This window comes from Sphingosinicella sp. CPCC 101087, assembly GCF_004151485.1.
Taxonomy (GTDB): Bacteria; Pseudomonadota; Alphaproteobacteria; order Sphingomonadales; family Sphingomonadaceae; genus Allosphingosinicella.
Genome location: NZ_SBFF01000001.1, coordinates 454,507 through 471,903, shown reverse-complemented (window position 1 = coordinate 471,903; position 17,397 = coordinate 454,507). Strand labels below are relative to the sequence as shown.

General features: G+C 68.0%; 17 protein-coding genes. 5 read left to right on the top strand and 12 right to left on the bottom strand.

What is annotated here, in order from left to right; all coding sequences use genetic code 11:
- Positions 1-25: 25 nt before the first annotated feature.
- The 8 genes from EKM57_RS02245 to EKM57_RS02210 all read right to left on the bottom strand — a co-directional run bounded on the left by EKM57_RS02245 (position 26) and on the right by EKM57_RS02210 (position 9,128).
- Positions 26-1,648 carry an AMP-binding protein gene (locus EKM57_RS02245; RefSeq protein WP_129790811.1) on the bottom strand — a complete coding sequence of 541 codons (1,623 nt, stop codon included), beginning with the start codon at positions 1,646-1,648 and terminating at the stop codon, positions 26-28.
- Positions 1,645-2,040: a RidA family protein gene (locus tag EKM57_RS02240; protein WP_129790810.1), complete on the bottom strand. Its 396-nt coding sequence runs from the start codon at positions 2,038-2,040 to the stop codon at positions 1,645-1,647. Before EKM57_RS02240 ends, EKM57_RS02245 begins: the two co-directional genes overlap by 4 nt.
- Entirely contained in the window at positions 2,037-3,203 is a 1,167-nt protein-coding gene (locus tag EKM57_RS02235) for an acyl-CoA dehydrogenase family protein (protein ID WP_129790809.1), read from the bottom strand. The genes EKM57_RS02240 and EKM57_RS02235 overlap by 4 nt, the downstream gene beginning before the upstream one ends.
- Positions 3,203-4,012: an enoyl-CoA hydratase family protein gene (locus EKM57_RS02230; RefSeq protein WP_129790808.1), complete on the bottom strand. Its 810-nt coding sequence runs from the start codon at positions 4,010-4,012 to the stop codon at positions 3,203-3,205. Before EKM57_RS02230 ends, EKM57_RS02235 begins: the two co-directional genes overlap by 1 nt.
- Positions 4,009-4,503 (bottom strand): MarR family winged helix-turn-helix transcriptional regulator, encoded by a 495-nt coding sequence (locus EKM57_RS02225; protein WP_243450851.1) that lies wholly within the window; start codon positions 4,501-4,503, stop codon positions 4,009-4,011. The genes EKM57_RS02230 and EKM57_RS02225 overlap by 4 nt, the downstream gene beginning before the upstream one ends.
- The gene (locus EKM57_RS02220) at positions 4,500-5,261 is read right to left on the bottom strand and encodes an SDR family NAD(P)-dependent oxidoreductase (protein ID WP_129790806.1); all 762 of its coding nucleotides are present in this window, start codon (positions 5,259-5,261) and stop codon (positions 4,500-4,502) included. The genes EKM57_RS02225 and EKM57_RS02220 overlap by 4 nt, the downstream gene beginning before the upstream one ends.
- 67 nt (positions 5,262-5,328) lie before the next feature.
- On the bottom strand, positions 5,329-7,620 hold the full coding sequence (locus EKM57_RS02215; RefSeq protein WP_129790805.1) for a bifunctional salicylyl-CoA 5-hydroxylase/oxidoreductase: 2,292 nt from the start codon (positions 7,618-7,620) through the stop codon (positions 5,329-5,331).
- 89 nt (positions 7,621-7,709) lie between these two features.
- On the bottom strand, positions 7,710-9,128 hold the full coding sequence (locus tag EKM57_RS02210) for a PLP-dependent aminotransferase family protein (protein WP_206185266.1): 1,419 nt from the start codon (positions 9,126-9,128) through the stop codon (positions 7,710-7,712).
- A 148-nt stretch (positions 9,129-9,276) separates the two neighbouring features.
- Between EKM57_RS02210 and EKM57_RS02205 the strand changes: the two genes are divergently transcribed.
- The 3 genes from EKM57_RS02205 to EKM57_RS02195 all read left to right on the top strand — a co-directional run bounded on the left by EKM57_RS02205 (position 9,277) and on the right by EKM57_RS02195 (position 11,696).
- The gene (locus EKM57_RS02205; RefSeq protein ID WP_129790803.1) at positions 9,277-10,467 is read left to right on the top strand and encodes an MFS transporter; all 1,191 of its coding nucleotides are present in this window, start codon (positions 9,277-9,279) and stop codon (positions 10,465-10,467) included.
- Positions 10,468-10,638: 171 nt separating this feature from the next.
- Positions 10,639-11,352, top strand: coding sequence for a serine O-acetyltransferase EpsC (gene epsC / locus EKM57_RS02200; RefSeq protein ID WP_129790802.1), 714 nt, complete (start codon positions 10,639-10,641; stop codon positions 11,350-11,352).
- Positions 11,352-11,696, top strand: coding sequence for a DUF2794 domain-containing protein (locus EKM57_RS02195; RefSeq protein WP_129790801.1), 345 nt, complete (start codon positions 11,352-11,354; stop codon positions 11,694-11,696). Before epsC ends, EKM57_RS02195 begins: the two co-directional genes overlap by 1 nt.
- A gap of 6 nt (positions 11,697-11,702) precedes the next feature.
- Here EKM57_RS02195 and EKM57_RS02190 read toward each other — a convergent pair whose 3' ends face one another.
- The gene (locus EKM57_RS02190; protein WP_129790800.1) at positions 11,703-12,794 is read right to left on the bottom strand and encodes a hypothetical protein; all 1,092 of its coding nucleotides are present in this window, start codon (positions 12,792-12,794) and stop codon (positions 11,703-11,705) included.
- Positions 12,795-13,017: 223 nt separating this feature from the next.
- Here EKM57_RS02190 and EKM57_RS02185 point away from each other — a divergent pair, with 223 nt between their 5' ends.
- Together EKM57_RS02185 and EKM57_RS02180 are read left to right on the top strand one after the other, a co-directional pair.
- Positions 13,018-14,046 carry an alpha/beta fold hydrolase gene (locus EKM57_RS02185; protein ID WP_206185265.1) on the top strand — a complete coding sequence of 343 codons (1,029 nt, stop codon included), beginning with the start codon at positions 13,018-13,020 and terminating at the stop codon, positions 14,044-14,046.
- A gap of 140 nt (positions 14,047-14,186) precedes the next feature.
- Positions 14,187-14,396, top strand: a complete 210-nt coding sequence (locus EKM57_RS02180; RefSeq protein ID WP_129790798.1) for a DUF2945 domain-containing protein — start codon at positions 14,187-14,189, stop codon at positions 14,394-14,396.
- A 12-nt stretch (positions 14,397-14,408) separates the two neighbouring features.
- On the opposite strand, the gene EKM57_RS02175 is transcribed toward EKM57_RS02180, so the two are convergent.
- Genes EKM57_RS02175 through EKM57_RS02165 form a run of 3 tightly spaced genes read right to left on the bottom strand, consistent with a single transcriptional unit; the run spans position 14,409 to position 17,303 of the window.
- Positions 14,409-15,026: a flavodoxin family protein gene (locus EKM57_RS02175; protein ID WP_129790797.1), complete on the bottom strand. Its 618-nt coding sequence runs from the start codon at positions 15,024-15,026 to the stop codon at positions 14,409-14,411.
- A gap of 40 nt (positions 15,027-15,066) precedes the next feature.
- Positions 15,067-16,248, bottom strand: a complete 1,182-nt coding sequence (uvsE, locus tag EKM57_RS02170) for a UV DNA damage repair endonuclease UvsE (protein ID WP_129790796.1) — start codon at positions 16,246-16,248, stop codon at positions 15,067-15,069.
- A complete protein-coding gene (locus EKM57_RS02165; protein ID WP_129790795.1) occupies positions 16,245-17,303 on the bottom strand; it encodes a DHH family phosphoesterase in 1,059 nt (352 codons plus the stop codon). The genes uvsE and EKM57_RS02165 overlap by 4 nt, the downstream gene beginning before the upstream one ends.
- Between the last annotated feature and the right edge of the window lie 94 nt (positions 17,304-17,397).

The window sequence follows — 17,397 nt, the reverse complement described above, 5'->3', positions numbered from 1 at the left end:
GCCGCAAAGGCGCGCGCAGCCGCGTTCAGGCCGCTCCGCCGTCGTGCCTGCCGCCTTGCTCCCGCAGCGCGAACCTCTTCAGCTTGCCGGTCGCGGTCTTCGGCAGCGCCGTCACGAACTCCACCTCGCGTGGATATTTGTAGGGCGCTATCGACGTCTTCACATGGGCCTGTAGGGCCCGGGCGAGCGCCTCGCCCGGCTCGTGCCCCTCGGCCGCCACGACGAACGCCTTCACCTTCTGGCCCCGCTCGGGACAGGGGGTCCCGACGACCGCGCATTCCTGCACCGCGGCGTGCGCGTAGAGCGCATTCTCCACCTCCGGCGCGGCGATATTGTAGCCCGACGAGACGATCATGTCGTCGGAGCGGGCGACGTACCAGAAATAGCCGTCCTCATCCTTGCGATAGGTGTCGCCGGTGACGTTCCAGCCGTCGACGACATAGTCCTTCTGGCGTTCATCGTCGAAATAGCGGCAGCCCGTCGGCCCCTTGATCGCGAGCCGGCCGGTGCCGCTCGTCATCGGCCGGTTCCCTTCGTCCAGCACCGTCGCCACATAGCCCGGCACGGCCTTGCCGGTCGCGCCAGGCCTGATGTCGTCGCCCGAGGCGGAGATGAAGACGTGCATCATCTCGGTGGCGCCGATCCCGTCGACGATCCGCAAGCCCGTCGCCTCGCGCCAGGCGTGCCAGGTCGCGGCCGGCAGATGCTCGCCCGCCGATACGCAGGTGCGCAGCGACTCGATGTCATGCTCTCCAACGGCACCGAGCATGGCCTTGTAGGCGGTCGGCGCCGTGGCGAGTGTGGTAACGCCATGGCGCTCCACCGCCTCGAGCAGGGGCTTCGGCCCGGGCGTCTCGATCGTCACCGCCGTGCCGCCGAAGCGCCAGGGGAAGGTGAGCAGCATGCCGAGCCCGAAGGTGAAGGCGATCGGCGCCGACGAGGCCCAGCGGTCGCCGGGCTGCGGCATCAGCACGTAGCGCGCGAAGCTGTCGGCGCTGGCGAGCACGTCGCGATGATAATGGACGCAGCCTTTCGGCCGGCCGGTGGTGCCGGAGGTGAAGGCGACCAAAGCGACGTCGTCGCGATGTGTCTGCACCGGTGCGAAGTCGGGCGCGACCGCCTCGAGACGCCGTTCGAGCGCCCCCGTGCCGGCATCACCGTCATAGCTCAGCAGCGATCGCACGGTTCCCGCCTTGGCGGCGCCGGCCGCATAATCTTCCAGGCAGCGTGAATCGACGATGGCGTGGCTGATCTGCGCCCGCTCGAGGATGGTCGCGATCTCGCCGCCGCGCAGCATGGGCATGGTCGCCACGACGATACCGCCCGCCTTGAGGACGCCCAGCCAGGCGGCGAACAGCATCGCATTGTTGGGGCCGCGCAGCAGCACGCGGTTGCCCGGCACCAGCTTCTCTTCCTCGACCAGCAGCCGCGCGATCCGGTCTGAGAGGTCCCTCATCGCGGCATAGGTCCAGCGCCCGGCATCGTTCAGCACCGCCAGGCTGGCCGGATCGCCGGCGCCGATCAGTTCGACCGCGGCATTGAGCGTCTCGGGATATTGCAGCTCGGGCAGGTCGAACCGGAATTCGGGCTGAAGCGCGAGCGGCGGGAGCCTGTCGCGAATGAAGGTGTCGACATGCGCGGTCATCATGGCTCGGGCACCACCGCGATGGTCTCGATCTCGATCTTGGCTCCGGGCTCGACGAGGGCGCCCACCTCCACCACCGCCATGGCGGGGAAGTTCTTTCCCATCGCCTCGCGATAGGCGGCGCCGATTTCGCCGAGGCTCGAGCGATATTCGCCGATGTCGGTCACGTACCAGGTCATGCGCACGACATGCTCCGGTCCGGCGCCGTCCACGGCGAGGATGGCCTTCAAATTGGCAAGCACCTGCCGGAACTGCCCGGCAAGATCCTCGGCGGTCAGCCGTTCGGACGCGTCCCATCCGATCAGCCCGGCCGTGAAGATGGTCCGCCCGCGCGCCGAAATGGCGTTCGAATAGCCTTTCGGGCGCGGCCACCCTTCGGGAAGCAGCGCTCTCACGACCGCCGCTCCGCCAGATGATGACGGGCGATTACCACCTTCTGCACCTCCGATGCTCCTTCGTAGATCCTGAGCGCCCTTATCTCGCGATAAAGGCCTTCGACCGGCACGCCCTGCGTGACCCCGAGCCCGCCGAAGATCTGGACGGCCTTGTCGATCACCTGCTGGGCGGAATCCGTGGCATGAAGCTTGGCCAGCGCCGCCTCGCGGCTGTTGCGCCGACCCTTCACGTCGCGCAGCCAGGCGGCGCGATAGACCAGAAGCGCGGAGGTCTCGACGTCGAGCACCATCTCGGCGAGCATCGACTGGACGATCGCATTGTCGGCCAGCACGCCCTGACCGAGCCGGCGGGCGAGGGCGCGCGCCGTCGCCTCGTCGAGCGCGCGTCGCGCGAAGCCCAAAGCCGCCGCGCCCACCGTCGTACGAAAGACGTCGAGCGTCGCCATGGCATGGGCGAAGCCCCGGCCGCGCTCGCCGAGCAGTGCGTCGTGCCCGAGCGGCATGTTCGTGAAGCGCAGAGTGGCGAGGGGATGGGGTGCGATGACCGAGATCCGCTCGCTCGCATCGAGGCCCGGCCGGTCCGCATCGACGATGAAGGCGGAGAGCCCCTTCGCGCCGGGCGCTTCGCCGGTGCGCGCGAATAGCAGGTAGAAATCCGCGATCCCGCCGTTGGAAATGTAGGTCTTCGCGCCGTTGACCGTATAGCCTTCGCGGCCCTGCTCCGCCGTCGTGGCGATGCTGGCCACGTCGGATCCGCTCTCAGGCTCGGTCAAGGCGAAGGCGGCGATCTTGTCGCCGGCGGCGACCGCGGGAAGATAAGCCGCCTTCTGCGCCTCGGTGCCGAACAGGCTGATCGCGCCGGAGCCCAGCCCCTGCATCGCGAAGGCGAAGTCGGCCAGGCCGTCATGGCGCGCCAGCGTCTCCCGGATCAAAGCGAGCGAGCGGACGTCCAGAGTCTCGTGCACGCCGCCATGAGACGCCGGAACGCAGTAGCGAAGCCAGCCCCCCTGGCCCAGCAGGCGCACCAGCGCCCGGCACTCCGCGTCGACGTCGCCGGCATGAGCGCGCGCGAGATGGACCGAGCACCAATCCTCCAGTCCCTCGGCCAGCGCACGGTGCCCGTCGTCGAAGAAGGGCCATTCGAGAAAGTCGCGGTCGGCCATCAATTGCCCTCGAACTCCGGCTTCCTCTTCGCCGCGAACGCCTCGAACGCCCTTCGGAAATCCTGCGTCGCCATGCAGATCGCCTGGGCCTGCGCTTCCATCTCGATCGCCGTCTCCAGGCTCACCGCCCATTCGGTGTTGAGCTGGGTCTTGGTGATACCGTGGGCGAAGGTCGGACCTGCCGCGAGCGAGCGCGCCAAAGCGGTCGCTTCCTCGACGAGCCGCTCGGCCGGCACCAGCCGGTTGTGAAAGCCCCACCGTTCGCCTTCCTCGGCGCTCATCGTTCGCCCGGTGAACAGCAGCTCGGAGGCACGCCCCTGCCCGATGATCCGCGGCAGGATCGCGCAGGCGCCCATGTCGCATCCGGCAAGCCCGACGCGGGAGAAGAGGAAGGCGGTCTTCGCCTCGGGAGTCGCGATCCTGATGTCGGATGCCATCGCCACGATCGCGCCGGCGCCGACGCAGACGCCGTCGATGGCGGCGACGATCGGCTGCGGGCAGGCGCGCATCGCCTTGACCAGGTCGCCGGTCATCCGCGTGAATTCGAGCAGGCCTGGCATGGTCCGCTCGGTCAGCGGCCCGATAATCTCGTGCACGTCGCCGCCCGAGCTGAAGTTTCCGCCTGCGCCGTTCACCACCACCGCCTTCACCTCCTGCGCATAAACGAGGTCGCGGAACAGGTCGCGAAGCTCGGCATAGGATTCGAAGGTGAGGGGATTCTTGCGCTCCGGCCGGTCCAGCGTCACCGTGGCGACGCCGTCGGCATAGTCCCACCGGAAGTGGCGCGGCTGGAAGTCCTGTGGAGTCATTTCGCTTTCCTCTGGGCCGGCGCGCCGGCGATCGACGTCTTGAGCACGCCCAGCGAGACATAGAGCCGCTCACGCTGGGTGAAGTCGAGGCCGCCGAGCAACTCGTCGATCCAGTCCTGGTGGGCGCGGGCGAGCCGGGCGAAGGTTTCGCGGCCCTCCGGCGTCAGCCGGACGATCGACGACCGGCGGTCCGCGGGCGGCTTGCGCATCTCGACCAGCCCGTCGCGGACCAGCTTCTGCACCAGCTGGGTGACGTTGCCGTTCGACACGAGCAGCGCCTGGGACAAGGCGCCCATCGTCATCTCCGAATTCCGGTCGAGCGCGGCCAGCACGTCGAAGCGCGGCAGCGTCACGCCGAGTGCGGCGAAGCGGCGCTGCACCTCCTTCTCGATCGCCATGGTGCAGCTCAGCATCCTGAGCCAGACCCGCACGCTCGAGCGGTCGCCGAGCGCGCCGTCATGCTTCTCCCGGATCGACACCGCCCGGTTCACGTCACTTCTCCTCCCGCCACGGCGATCGCCTGGCCGGTGACCGACCGGCTCTCCGGGAGGCAAAGCCATGCCACGGTCGCGGCGACCTCCTCGGGACTGATCAGTCGCCGCTGCGGGTTGAACCGCTCCAGCTCCGCGCGCGCCTGCTCCGCGCTGCGGCCGGTCCTTGCTCGAATATTGTCGATCGCCTCGGCGAGGATGTCGGTGTCGGTGAAGCCGGGACAGACCGCATTCACGGTCACGTTCGTGCGCGCCAGCTCGGCGGCGAGCGCGCGGGTGAGGCCCACCGCGCCATGCTTCGCCGCCACATAAGGGGCGCTATAGGCATATCCCTTGAGCCCCGCGGTCGAGGCGATCGTCACGATCCGCCCCGCCTCGGCCTCGATCAGGTCCGGAAGCGCCGCCTGGCAGCAATGGAGCAGGGCGTCGAGGTTGACGGCCATCAGCCGGCGCCACAGCCCTTCGTCGACCTCGGCGAAGGGCGCGCTCTCGGCCGCCCCGGCATTGTTGACCAGGATCGTCACGGGCCCCTGCGCGTCCCGGGCGAGGGCGAAGCAGCGCTCGACCTCGTCCCGGCGCGTGACGTCGGCCGGCGCAACCAAAGCGTCGGGACTCCCGGCTCCGACTTCCTCCAGCTTCTCCCGCCGCCGCCCGACCAGGGTCAGCTTCGCGCCCTCGGCGGCGAGGACCCGGGCGATGGCGGCGCCGATGCCGGTGCCGGCCCCGGTGATCAGCGCATGGTGACCGGCCAGCCTCACGCGCCCTCGCTCTTCCAACGCTTCGCGGTGGCGGCAGTCGCGGAAGGGGGCGATGGGGCGCGCGCCGTCACGCCTTCATCTCCGCCTCACGCTGGAGGTTGCGCGCAAGCTGGGTCACGCCGCCAATATAAGGCGGCGGAATGTGCACCTTGCGATAGTCGTGCTGCGCCGCCGCCCTCAGCGTCCACATCGGATCGACCAGATGCGGCCGGGCGAGCGCGACCAGGTCGGCGCGGCCGGCGGCCAGGATCGAATTGACATGGTCGGTCTCGTAGATGTTGCCGACCGCCATGGTGGTCAGGCGGCCCTCGTTACGAACCTGGTCGGCGAACGGCGTCTGGAACATGCGCCCGTAGACCGGCTGACAATTGGCCCAGGTCTGGCCAGCCGACACGTCGATCAGGTCGGCGCCGGCCTCGGCGAAGGCCCGGCCGATTTCGACCGCCTCGTCGGGAGTCACGCCCTGGTCGCCCATCCAGTCGTTGGCGGAGATGCGTACCGACATCGGCCGGTCGTCCGGCCAGGCTGCGCGCATCGCCCGGAACACTTCCAGCGGGAAACGCATCCGGTTTTCCAGGCTGCCGCCATATTCGTCCGTCCGGCGATTGGTCAGGGGCGTGATGAAGCTCGACAGCAGATAGCCGTGCGCGGCGTGCAGTTCGACCATGTCGAAACCCGCTTCCAGGCCCATGCGCGTGGCGGCGACGAACTGGCCGATCACGGCCTCCATGTCGGCGCGGGTCATCGGCCGCGGCACCTGGTTGTCGGGGCTCCACGGCACGTCCGAAGCGGCCATCACCGGCCAGTTCCCTTCGTCCAGCGGGACGTCATAGCCCTCCCAGCCGACCTTGGTGGAGCCCTTGGGGCCGGAATGGCCGAGCTGCAGGCAGAATCGGGCCTTGCTGTGGGCGTGGACGAAATCGACGATCCGCTTCCACGCATCGACATGGTCGGGCGCATAGAGCCCGGTGCAGCCCGGCGTGATCCGGCCTTCCGGCGAGACGCAGGTCATCTCGGTATAGACCAGGCCGGCGCCGCCCTCGGCGCGGGCGCCGTAATGAACGAGGTGGAAGTCGGTCGGGCAGCCGTCCACGGCCGAATACATCGCCATCGGCGAGACGACGACGCGATTCTCGAGGTCCATCTCGCGCAGCCGGAACGGTGCGAACATGGGCGGTGCCGGCTCGTTCACCTTCCGCCCGCGCGCCTTGGACTGGAACCAGCGTTCGACGCCTTCGAGCCAGGCTTTGTCGCGCAGTCGCAGATTCTCGTGGCTGACGCGCTGCGAGCGGGTGAGCAGGGAATAAGCGAATTGGATCGGCTCGAAATGCAGGTAGCGGTCCAGCGTCTCGAACCATTCGGTCGAGTTGCGGGCGCTGTTCTGGAGCTTCAGCACTTCCAGGTTGCGCTCCGCCTGATACTCTTCGAGCGCCTGCTCGCGTCCGAGCCCCGGCCGGTTGAGCACTTCGGCGAGCTTGATCGCGTCCTCGAGCGCCAGCTTGGTGCCGGATCCGATCGAAAAATGGGCGGTGTGCGCCGCGTCGCCGAGGAGGATCAGGTTGCGGTGGGACCAGCGCGCGCAGACGATCCGGCGGAAGTTCAGCCAGGCCTCAGGTCCCGGCAGATGGGCCGCGTTGGACACGAGCGGCTGCCCGTCGAGATACTTGGCGAACATCCCCTCGCACAAGGCGATCGCCTCGGGCTGGTCCATCGCGTTCAGGCCGAGCCGGGCCCATGTGTCGGGCGCCATCTCGACGATGAAGGTCGAGTGATCCTGGTCGAAGCGGTAGGCGTGGGCCCAGACCCACCCCGCCTCGGTCTGCTCGAACGCGAAGGTGAAGGCGTCGAACACCTTGGTCGTGCCGAACCAGAAGAATTTGTTCTTCCGGACCTGAATGTCGACCCCGAAATGATCGGCATAGCGGGTGCGGATGCGGCTGTTGGCGCCGTCGGCGGCGATCACCAGGTCGTAATCGGCCCAGTCGTCCAGATCGGCGCTCGCCTCATGCTCGAAATGGAGCGCGACTCCGAGCTCGCGCGCCCGCGCTTGGAGGATGGCGAGCAGCCGCTTGCGGCCGATCCCGATGAAGCCGTGGCCGGAAGAGCGGATGCGCTGTCCGTGGATATGGACGTCGATATCGTCCCAATGGGCGAATTCGTCGCGGATCACGCCACCCGAGACTGGGTCGTTCGCCATCAGATTGTCGACGGTCTGATCGGAGAAGACGACGCCCCAGCCGAACGTGTCGTCGGGCCGGTTACGTTCGAACAGGTCGATCTGATGCTGCGGGTCGCGCAGTTTCATCGAAATCGCGAAATAGAGCCCGGCGGGTCCGCCGCCCAGGCAAGCGATGCGCATTCTCGGCTCCAATTTATTTTAAGGCTAAAATATCGTTCCATGCGGCTGGGTCAACCCCGCACGGGTGCCAGGCCGGGGGGGTGCCGAAATCATTCATCCGCATGCGGCGCTCTTCCCTGGTCGGGTGGCGCCCGGCGCCGCGCGGGCGCCGTTCGCGCCGTGCCGCGGTCCTGCTCCCCCTGGCTTGAGACGACCTCCGCCAGGGCCTGCACCGAAGCGCGCAGGCCGCTTTCGGATGCGCGCCCATAGCCGAGAAGCAGAGCAGCGCTCCCATAGGGCCGGATCGAATATCGACTGAGCCCCTCGACGGCGACGCCGCGCCGCCGCAGCTCGGTGCAGATGCCGAGCTCGTCCGCGCCGTCGGGCAGGCGCAAGGTTATGTGGAGGCCTGCGGCAACCCCTTCGAACCGCGCCTCTGGAAGCTTGTCGGCGAGCAGCGCCATCAGCGTGTCGCGCCGGCGCCGATAGACTCGGCGCATGCGGCGCAGGTGCCGGTCGTACGCGCCGGACTCCATGAATGCCGCCAGCGCGGCCTGATCGATGCGCGGCGGGCCTGCATTCCATCGTCGCTGGATCGCCCTCACCGGGTCGGCGAGATCCGGCGGGACGACCAGCCAGCCCAGGCGGAGCCCTGGGGCCAGCGTCTTGCTCACCGTCCCCGCATAGACGATCCGGTCCGGTGCGAGACCCTGCAACGCCCCGACTGGAGACTGATCGTAGCGGAACTCTGCGTCGTAATCGTCCTCGAGTGCGAAGCCGTCGCGATCCCGGAGCCAGCTCACGAGGCGGGACCGGCGCTCGGCGCCGAGCACGGCGCCGATCGGGAACTGGTGCGCCGGCGTGACGAACAGCGCTTGCGCGGCCGATGTCTCGGCGGCGGCGATGTCGATCCCCGCCGAGTCCACGGCGATCGGGATTCGGTGCAGACCGGCCATGTCGACGCCTTCCCAGTCGCTGTAGCTTGGGTCCTCCACGCCGAGCCGTTCGATGCCTCTCGCGCGCAGCGCGTGGCAGAACAGGGCGCGGCCTTCGGCGAACCCGCCGGTGACGACGACGAGATCGGGATCGGCGAGCACGCCGCGTGTCCGGCCGAGATAGTCGGCGATCACGTTGCGCAATCGCACCGCCCCGTGGCGGTCGCCATAGCCGAGCTCCTCGGCCGTCATGCCGTTGAGCGCCGCGCGAACGGCTCGCAGCCAGGCCTGGCGCGGAAACATCCCGAGGTCGGGAATGGCCGGCCGCAGGTCGAAGCGGATTGGCGTCTCTTCCTCCGCCGGCGCTCGGGACGCCTGGCGCGGCGGGGCGGCAAAGCCCGCCACAACCGGGCATGCGCCCCGCCGGAGCTCGAGATAGCCCTCGGCCGCCAGTTGCGCATAGGCCTCGACCACCAATGGGCGCGACACGCCCAACTGGCCGGCAAGCGAACGCGTCGACGGCAGCTTCACCCCTGAACGCAAAGCCCCGGCCCGGATCGCCCCGCGCAGCCTGACCTGGATCTGTGCGCTCAATGTCTCGCGGGACTCGCGATCGATCCGCAGCGGCCACGCGGCGCTGGAACTGGTCAATACAATAGGCGCCAAAGTGGTCATGTCTAACTATCCAGTACCGAAGTAGAAGCCCCCGATCAACATCGCCTGGCCGATCAGGGAGGAAGACATGCCCGACGAAGTGACGCTGCAACGCCGTGCCGGGGCCATCGCCGGGCGCGAGCCGCTGGGAACGCCGTTCTATCGCTTGTGCTTCTGCGTGTTCGGGGTGATGGGATGCTTCTATCTGCCCTTGTCGGCCGCGCCGCTCCATGCGGCCGGGCAGGGCGGCAACTTCGGCGCCGGGCTGGTCACCGGCGTGCTGATGGGTGGGACCGTCCTTGGCGAGATCGTCGCGACCCGGCTGATCGCGCGGCTGGGGCGTAGGCTGACGGCCGCTTTGGCCATGCTGGCCCTCGCACTGCCCGGATTTGCGGTGTTCGGGGGCGATCTGGTCCTGGTCGCGGCCGCCTGCCTGGTACGGGGGGTCGGCCTCGGGATCGTCCTCGTTGTGGCGGGCGGGCTCGCCGCCACGCTGGCGCCGCTCGCCCGCCGCAACGAAGCGCTCGGCATCTACGGGCTTTCGGCGGCCCTTCCGGCCATCCTGTTCGTCCCGCTCGGTTTGTGGATGATGGCCCAGGGGAGCGCCTCTCTCGTGGCGGGAGCGACCATGGCCTTCGGTCTGGCCGGCCTGCTGGGATTGAGCGTCTTTCCGCCCCGCGCGGAGCCCGGCGGGAACACCGTCGGCCGCGTCGACTGGGCAGCCCAGGTCTGGCCCGCCACGACGCTCGCTGCCGGCGCGGTGACGGCCGGCGTGGTGATCACCTTTCTGCCGCTCGTCGTCGGGCATTCCGAAACCCTGCTCGTGGAAGGGGCCTTGCTCCTCCACGGCCTCGCGGCGGCTCTGTCGCGGCTGGCGGCCGGGCGGCACGGCGATCGCCGCGGCCCGATGGGGCCGGTTCTGTTCGGGCTCGTCGCGACGGTGACCGGTGCCGTACTTCTGGGAATAAGTTCGGGCAATCTGGCGGTGCTGGTCGCGATCACGGCGCTGGGTGCCGGCTTCGGCCTCCTGCAAAGCGGCAGCCTCACCTTGATGCTGAATCGTGCGCCGAAGGGCCAGGAGGATGCCATCAGCGCCGCCTGGAACATCGCCTACGACACCGGGCTCGGCTTCGGCGCCGTCGGGTTCGGGCTGCTCGCCAACCCGTTCGGATATGGCGGCGCGTTCCTCCTGCTCGCCGGCCTGATCTTGCCGCTCGTCGCCCCGTTCGCGCGCGCCTCCGCCCGAAGGCCTGTCCGCCTCCAGAGGCATGCAGGATGACGCGGTCCGCCGAAGGGACCTCGGGCGCGTCGAACGGCCACCGCGGCCGGCACGATCTTTCTTGCTTATTCAAGCTGTTGCAAGTCATACCGCGGGGTGTCGGCGCGGGATGTCTGGAAATCCGTCGCGGACCGGACTATCTCTGGACCGTAACGGAGAAAGCGCCCGCTTATGGCATCCGGGTTTGTCACCTATTTGGATTCGATCAAGGCGCGCGATCCCGCGCCGCGTACCCGGTGGGAGATCCTGCTGTATCCCGGCGTCTGGGCGCTCGGCATGCATCGCCTCGCCCACTGGCTGTTTCGCGGCGAGCTCTATTTCCTTGCCCGCTTCGTCAACCACCTGTCGCGAATGCTGACCGGGATCGACATTCATCCCGGCGCGACGATCGGCCGCAACTTCTTCATCGACCATGGCTATGTGGTGATCGGTGAAACAGCCGATATCGGCGATGACGTTACCATCTACCAGCACGTGACCTTGGGCGGCACCGCCCCGCACGAAGGGATCGGCGGCAAGAGGCATCCGACCATCTGCGACGGCGTCGTGATCGGGTCCGGCGCTCAGGTGCTCGGGCCGGTCACGGTCGGGCCCCGCGCGCGGATCGGCGCCAATTCGGTCGTTACCAAGGACGTGCCGGAAGGCGCCACGATGGTGGGCATTCCCGCCCGCTCGACCCTGGTCGACGCCGGCGAAAGCTCCAAGAGCTTCCTTCCCTATGGCACCCCCTGTTCCGACGTCTACGATCCGGCGACCCAGAAGCTGGAGATCCTCCAGTGCGAGGTCGAGCAGCTTCGCAAGCGCCTTGCCGAGCTGATCGAGGAGACCCAGGCCAAAAGAGTGGCCCCGAAGGGGCGCAGCGCCGGCGACCGGAGCCGCGCCTGATGGGCACCGTCCTCCCTTTCCCGTCCGCGGCTCAGGGAGGGCAGGGGAAACAGACCGGCTTTTCGAGAAGCGAGCTCAACCGCATCGTCGAGCTGTACGGCCGGATGGTCGCGGCCGGGCTGTGGAAGGACTATGCGATCGAGCTGCGGCCCGACGCCGCCTCGTTCTGGGCGTTCCGCCGCAGCGCCGATCGTCCCGAATGCCGCATCGAGAAGCGCCCCGGCGCGCGCCAGGGGCCTTGGACCCTGATCGGCGAAGCCGGCCAGGTCTTGCGTCGCGGCCACGAACTCGGCCCCATCCTCGCCCCGATCGAGCGGCGCCTGCTGAAGGTGGTGGCGAACTAGGTCGCCCTAAGCCGCCACAATCCCCGGCGATACCCGGTCCACCACCGGCAGCTTGCCTCGCAGGCCCTCGGGGAGCGGACGAACCACCGCCCGCCGGGCATTGGTCCAGAAGGCCGAAAGCAGCAGCAGGGCCGATCCGATGATCAGGGCCGTGAAGGCGACGCTGAGCTCGACCGCGCCATATTCGCGGAACAGGCTGTTCAGCGCGTAGAGCACGTAGGCGAGCGCGGAGACGAGCAGGGCCCGCCGGTCGATCGCCAGCGCCGCCAGGCCGAGCACGATGTAGAGCAGGACGACGATCGTCGCTTCGCCGAGCGATGCCGTCCCCTGAGTCAGGCCGAGCAGGGTGAAGATCGGATGGACGATCATCGGCGCGGCGAGCAGGTGCAGCCAGAAGGCGACGTCCGAGCGGCGCGTCTCGCGCCGCGGATCGGACGAATCCCAGTGCATCGCGAACAGGAATATGCCGACGCCGAGGATCAGGGCCGCGGCCAGGACGATCGTCTCGGCCGCCGGTGTCGCGGCGACCGCCGCGAGGATCAAGGCGAGCGCCAGCGCCGCGAGCGCGGCCACGCCGGCGGCGACCGTGATCGGCACCTTGAAGCGGCGCCAATGCACCCAGGCGGCGACCGCCGGGAGCAAGGCGGCCGCGGCCATCACCGTCGCGGCGAGCGATTCATCGTTCTCGAAGCGTGCTTCGCCCACCATCAGCACCAATGTGAAGAGCGAGAAGGCGAACACGCCACCGACGAAGGCGAGCAGGAGCAGAATGCTGGGCAGAGCCATTCGCCGCTCGCGGGTGAAGAACTCCGCCAGCCCCCAGGCGGTGATCGCCACGAACAGGCCCATGAACGGTGTCGGCCCGTCGCCCTCGACATGCGGCGGAACGGAATAGCCGATCCAGCCCACCGCCACGAGCAGGATCACCGTCGCGATTCCGACGAAGATATCGTTGAAGCCGGTCAAGAGCCGGAAATGTTCCTCGTCCACCGCCGGCACGTGCCGGCTGGACGCGACATGGTCCCTGAAACCTGCCGCCTGCTGCGGCGTCAGCACCCCGGCGCTTACCGCCGCCTCGAGGTCGCTCTCGCTGTACATCGGCCCTCTCCCACCTGTTTGGGCCGACATACCATAGGTGTGTCACTGCAGCAATACACCATGATTCTGCGGGTCAGGTCCATACTGAGATGGCAGCGGCCATTGCGCCCTGCGCCTCGACCGTCGAAAAGAAATCTTCGGTACCATGTCGATTTCCGACAATCCCGTTCGTCGCTTCGATGTCGGGCCGATGAGGCCGACTGCGCTACGAGGAGATGGAATGATGACCCGTGCAAAGGCATATCGGCGAATTTTGGCCGCGGTAACGATCTCGCTCACGCTCGCCGGTTGCGAAGCAGGCTCGCAGAATCTGGCGCAAAACTCGGTCGCGGGAGCGAACGAGACCAGTGGGCAAACGCGCGCACTTTCGCCGACCCGTACCGGCTATGCCGAGGTCGAGGGCGGACGGATCCACTATCAGGTGTACGGCGATCTCGATTCGGGCAAGACGCCGCTCCTGGTGCTGCACGGCTCGTTCATGTCCGGGGACACGATGGAGCCGATCTTCGGGCCGTTCGCCGCCGGCCGCCCCGTGATCGCCATCGACGCCCGCGGCCACGGCCGCTCCGGCGAAACTCCGGGACCAATCACCTATGAGCTGATGGCCGACGATGCCGCGGCCGTGCTGGCGGCGCTGAACGTGCCGAGCGCCGACGTGCTCGGCTATTCGATGGGCGCCACCACCGCCCTCTTCATGGCGAGCCGCCATCCGGACCGGGTGGGCAAGCAGATCATCCTGGCCGGTACGTCTCGGCGCGACGGCTGGTATCCCGAAGTGCTCCAGGCGATGGCGCAGGCAACGCCCGCCATGTTCGCCGGATCGCCGATCGAGGCCGAATATCGGCGGCTTTCGCCCAACCCGGACCAGTTCGCCACCTTCGTCAGCGAGGTCCTGGCCCTGGAAGAGCAGGATTACGCCGCCTCCGACGAAGCCGTCCGCGCGATCGACGACAAGACGATGATCATCGTCGGCGACGCGGACGGGGTGGCGCTGGAGCACGCGATCGAACTGTTCAAGCTGCGCGGCGGCGGGGACAGGGAGGCGGCGGCGCGAGGCTTCCTCACGGGGGCGCCACGCGCGCGGCTGGCGATCCTTCCGGCCACGTCGCACATCGGCATCATGGCCGAGGCGGAGCGGATCGCCGAGCTTGCCACACCGTTCCTCGACGATCGCCTCCCGCCGCGCGCCACGGGTTTCTTCGAAGGCATGGACGCGCCGCCCGCCCCGGCGCCCGGCCCCGGCAACCGCTGACCCCGCAAGATCGGCGACGGGGCCCAGGCCGAAGGCGCATGGTCGGCGGTCCACTGCCAAGGCCCCCTCGGAACAGCCACGTCGACGGTCTGTTGACGTGCCGCACGGCTCGGGCCGGAGGAAGATGGAAGGCAGCAACGATGACGCAGTTCAAGAAGGGCGACAAGGTCGCTTGGGACAGCAGCCAGGGTGAGGTGAAGGGAACGGTCGAGCGCAAGCTGACGTCCGAGATCCATATCAAGAAACACAAGGTCGCCGCCTCCAGGGACAATCCCGAATATCTGGTCAAAAGCGACAAGACCGGCGCCGAGGCCGCACACAGGCCGGCCGAGCTGCGCAAGCGGAGCTGAGACGCGAGCCTCTCAGCCTTCGGTCCCGGGGTAGGGGGCCTCCTTCAGGAGCCGCGCCAGGTGGGCTGCGTTCGAGGCGACCATCGTCGCCGTCGATCGGATCTTTTCCGGGACGGCCTGCAATTCCTTGAAGTCGGTCTTCCCCATCGCTTCGCCCACCCAGTAGCAGACGGCGCCTGCCGGGATGGTCCAGCCGGTATCGTTCAGCGCCTGATAAAGGTCGGCGCTGATCCCGTGCGCGCCGTCTTCGTTGCCGACGACGGCGAGGACGGCCACTTTGCCGTAGCTGGGCATGCGGCCCTGCTCGTCCGTCTCGCTCAGGAAGGCGTCCATCCGTTCGACGGTCCGCTTGGCGACGCTGGACATCTGCCCCAGCCAAACCGGTGTACCGAAGATGAGAATGTCCGCGGCAAGCACTCGCCGGCGGATGTCCGGCCAGGCGTCTCCCTCGCCTTCGTCCGACGTGACGCCGGGCTTCACGTCATGGTCGACGACTCGGATGGTTTCGGTGAACTGGACGTCATGGGCGGCCAGGGCCGTCGCGATGAGGCCGATCATCTTGTCGGTGGACGAGGTCTCGCCCTCGCGCGACTTCAGGCTGCAATTCAGTGCGATTGCGGTCAGCGGCACCTGGATCTCCTTCTCCCGATCGACTCGCGGCGCTCTTCGCCTATTCCGCAGCCTCGGCCGGCAGCGGACGCTCCGACCCTTCGTCCACGTCCGGCTCGTCTTCGGCCGCTACGCCCTTCTCCAATGCCTTCTCCTGTTGGACGAGCCGATCGGCCTCCGAGGGAAAGATGCCGAATCGCTCGGCCACGTCGGGCGCGAAGCGCAGCAGATCCGGCCGCAGCTTGAGCAGGCTGACGTCCTTGGCCTTGCCTTCCATCATGACGTCGAATTCCAGACCCTCGGCCATGCGCATGAAGGTCGCGAATTCGAAGGGGTTGGTGAAATCCGCATGGCCCGTCCAGATCGGCGGCACGAGAACCGTCTTGACCCGCGACGAGGCCTTGACCGGCGCCTTGGTCAGCTCGCGCTTATTCTCCTTTCCGCCGGCCTTGGCGCGGTCGCGATCCTTGGCCGAGATCGCCCGTTTCACCTCACGCATCTCGGTTCGGGGCGAAGAGAAATGGATCTTCGGCCTGACGCCCTCCGTCCAGGTCGCGAGGAAGCGCTCGAGCGTCGGGCGCAGCTCCAGCCGCTCGGGGTTGAGGCACCAGAAATGCTGATAATCGAAGACGAGCCGGACTCCGGTCCGTTCCTGTATCCAGAGCACGTCGGCCGCCGAAAATCTGATGTCGTCATTCTCGAGCACCAGTCGCCGCTTCACATGATCGGGACATTGCTCCCATCCGCGGATCCAGCGCGCGCGGCTCGCCTCCCTGTCGCCATAAACGCCGCCGACATGCGTGACGAGGACCGCATCGTCCCCCATCCCCATCCGATCGAGCATCTCCGCCTGGGACGAGAAGTCCCAGATGCTCTTGGTGGTGAGCTTCGGATCGGGACTGTTCAGAAGCACATATTGCGAAGGATGGAAGGACAGGCGGATGTCATATTGCCGCGCCTTGCGGCCGAAAGCGGCAAGCTCGGCGTCGCTCTGCGCCACCATGTCGTGGAACTGCGGCATGTCCGGGTGCGTAGCGTAAGGCGCGAGATCCGAACTCAGCCGGTACATGTCGATCCCAATCCGGTGCAGATAGTCGAGGATCTGGTCCACATGCTGCAGTGAGCATTTGAGGTGGGGCTCGTTTTGCCAGCGCCTGCTGTCGTTGCTCTTCAGGCCGGGCTTGCCGATGACCTTCACCGGAAAGCCGAGCCTCAGCGGACGCGGTGGGTTGGGCTCGTTCATGCTTCCACCTGCGCCTCGGGAAAGCCGAGCCGAACGGCGAACGCGTTCCAGTCCGCCGGACGCAGCGCGCCGCCGGTCGCCTTGATGTGGCCGCTGCCGTAATTCTCGTCGGCGCCGGCGGGGCGGTGCCCGGCGAGGAATCGAATCAGGTTCGTGTCGCCTGCCGTTCGCGCGGCGAAATGCACCCAGCCCGGCCGGTATCCGGTGTTGGCGGCGAGCACGATCTTGTCCTTGAGCCGTGCCCGCCATTGCTGCGCCAGCAGCGGGTGGATCTGGCAAGGCGAAGCGAAGCGGATCAACGCGACGTCGCCGCGTATCTTGGGGCCGATCTTTTTGGCGGCGTTCAGGGCTTCTCTCACCTCCGCTCTGGCCGCGAGCAGTTCCGCCGTTTCCGGATATCTCCCGGAAGTGACGTCCTTGGGCCCCGCGCCGGCCATCAGCAGGGCGAGGGCGGGCCGTGCATCGGCCGCCGCGGCTCGTCGGGGCGCGTTGATCAGGGAAACGGCTTCCCGAAGGGCCGTCTTTCCGTAGCGCCGCTGGGCCTCGGCCATCTCGGGAAAGCCTGCATCCTCGGCCATGTCGCCAATGAGTCCGAGCGCCGCGAGCCAGAGAAGGTCTTCGGCGGGGCCCGAGCCCACGGCGCACCAATAAGCCAGCAAGGATGAAGTCGGCTCGGGGTCAAGCCCGTTGCCGCTGATCACGAGCGCCTCGCCCGGAACGCCCGTGGGCACATGATGATCGATGACGATCGTCGGAACGCCCGGAACGGGTTCGCCCTCGCGCACGCCGAGATCGGCGATGATGAGTCCTGCGGGCGTCCTGCGCGCCAGCTCTTCGCGCATCGCCGGGGACCACGGATTCTCTCCCTTGCCGACCAGGCGGATTTCGGCTGGCCGGCCCAGCCGCTCCAGGGCGCGGGCGAGGATCGCTACCGCCGAAAGGCCGTCCGCATCGAAATGCCCCAGGATGAGCGGGCCCATCCCGAAGGGAAGCGCCTCGACCCTCTCGCGAAAGGCTCGCCCTGCCGCCTCGGCGTGATCCGACTGCTTTGCCATCGGCGAGACAACGACTCACCAGGCGCGGTGCTCCGCGCCGAAGTCGGTGTTTCGCCCTGGATCCTGCCTGGGGCGGCATGTTCGCCGGCGGGCC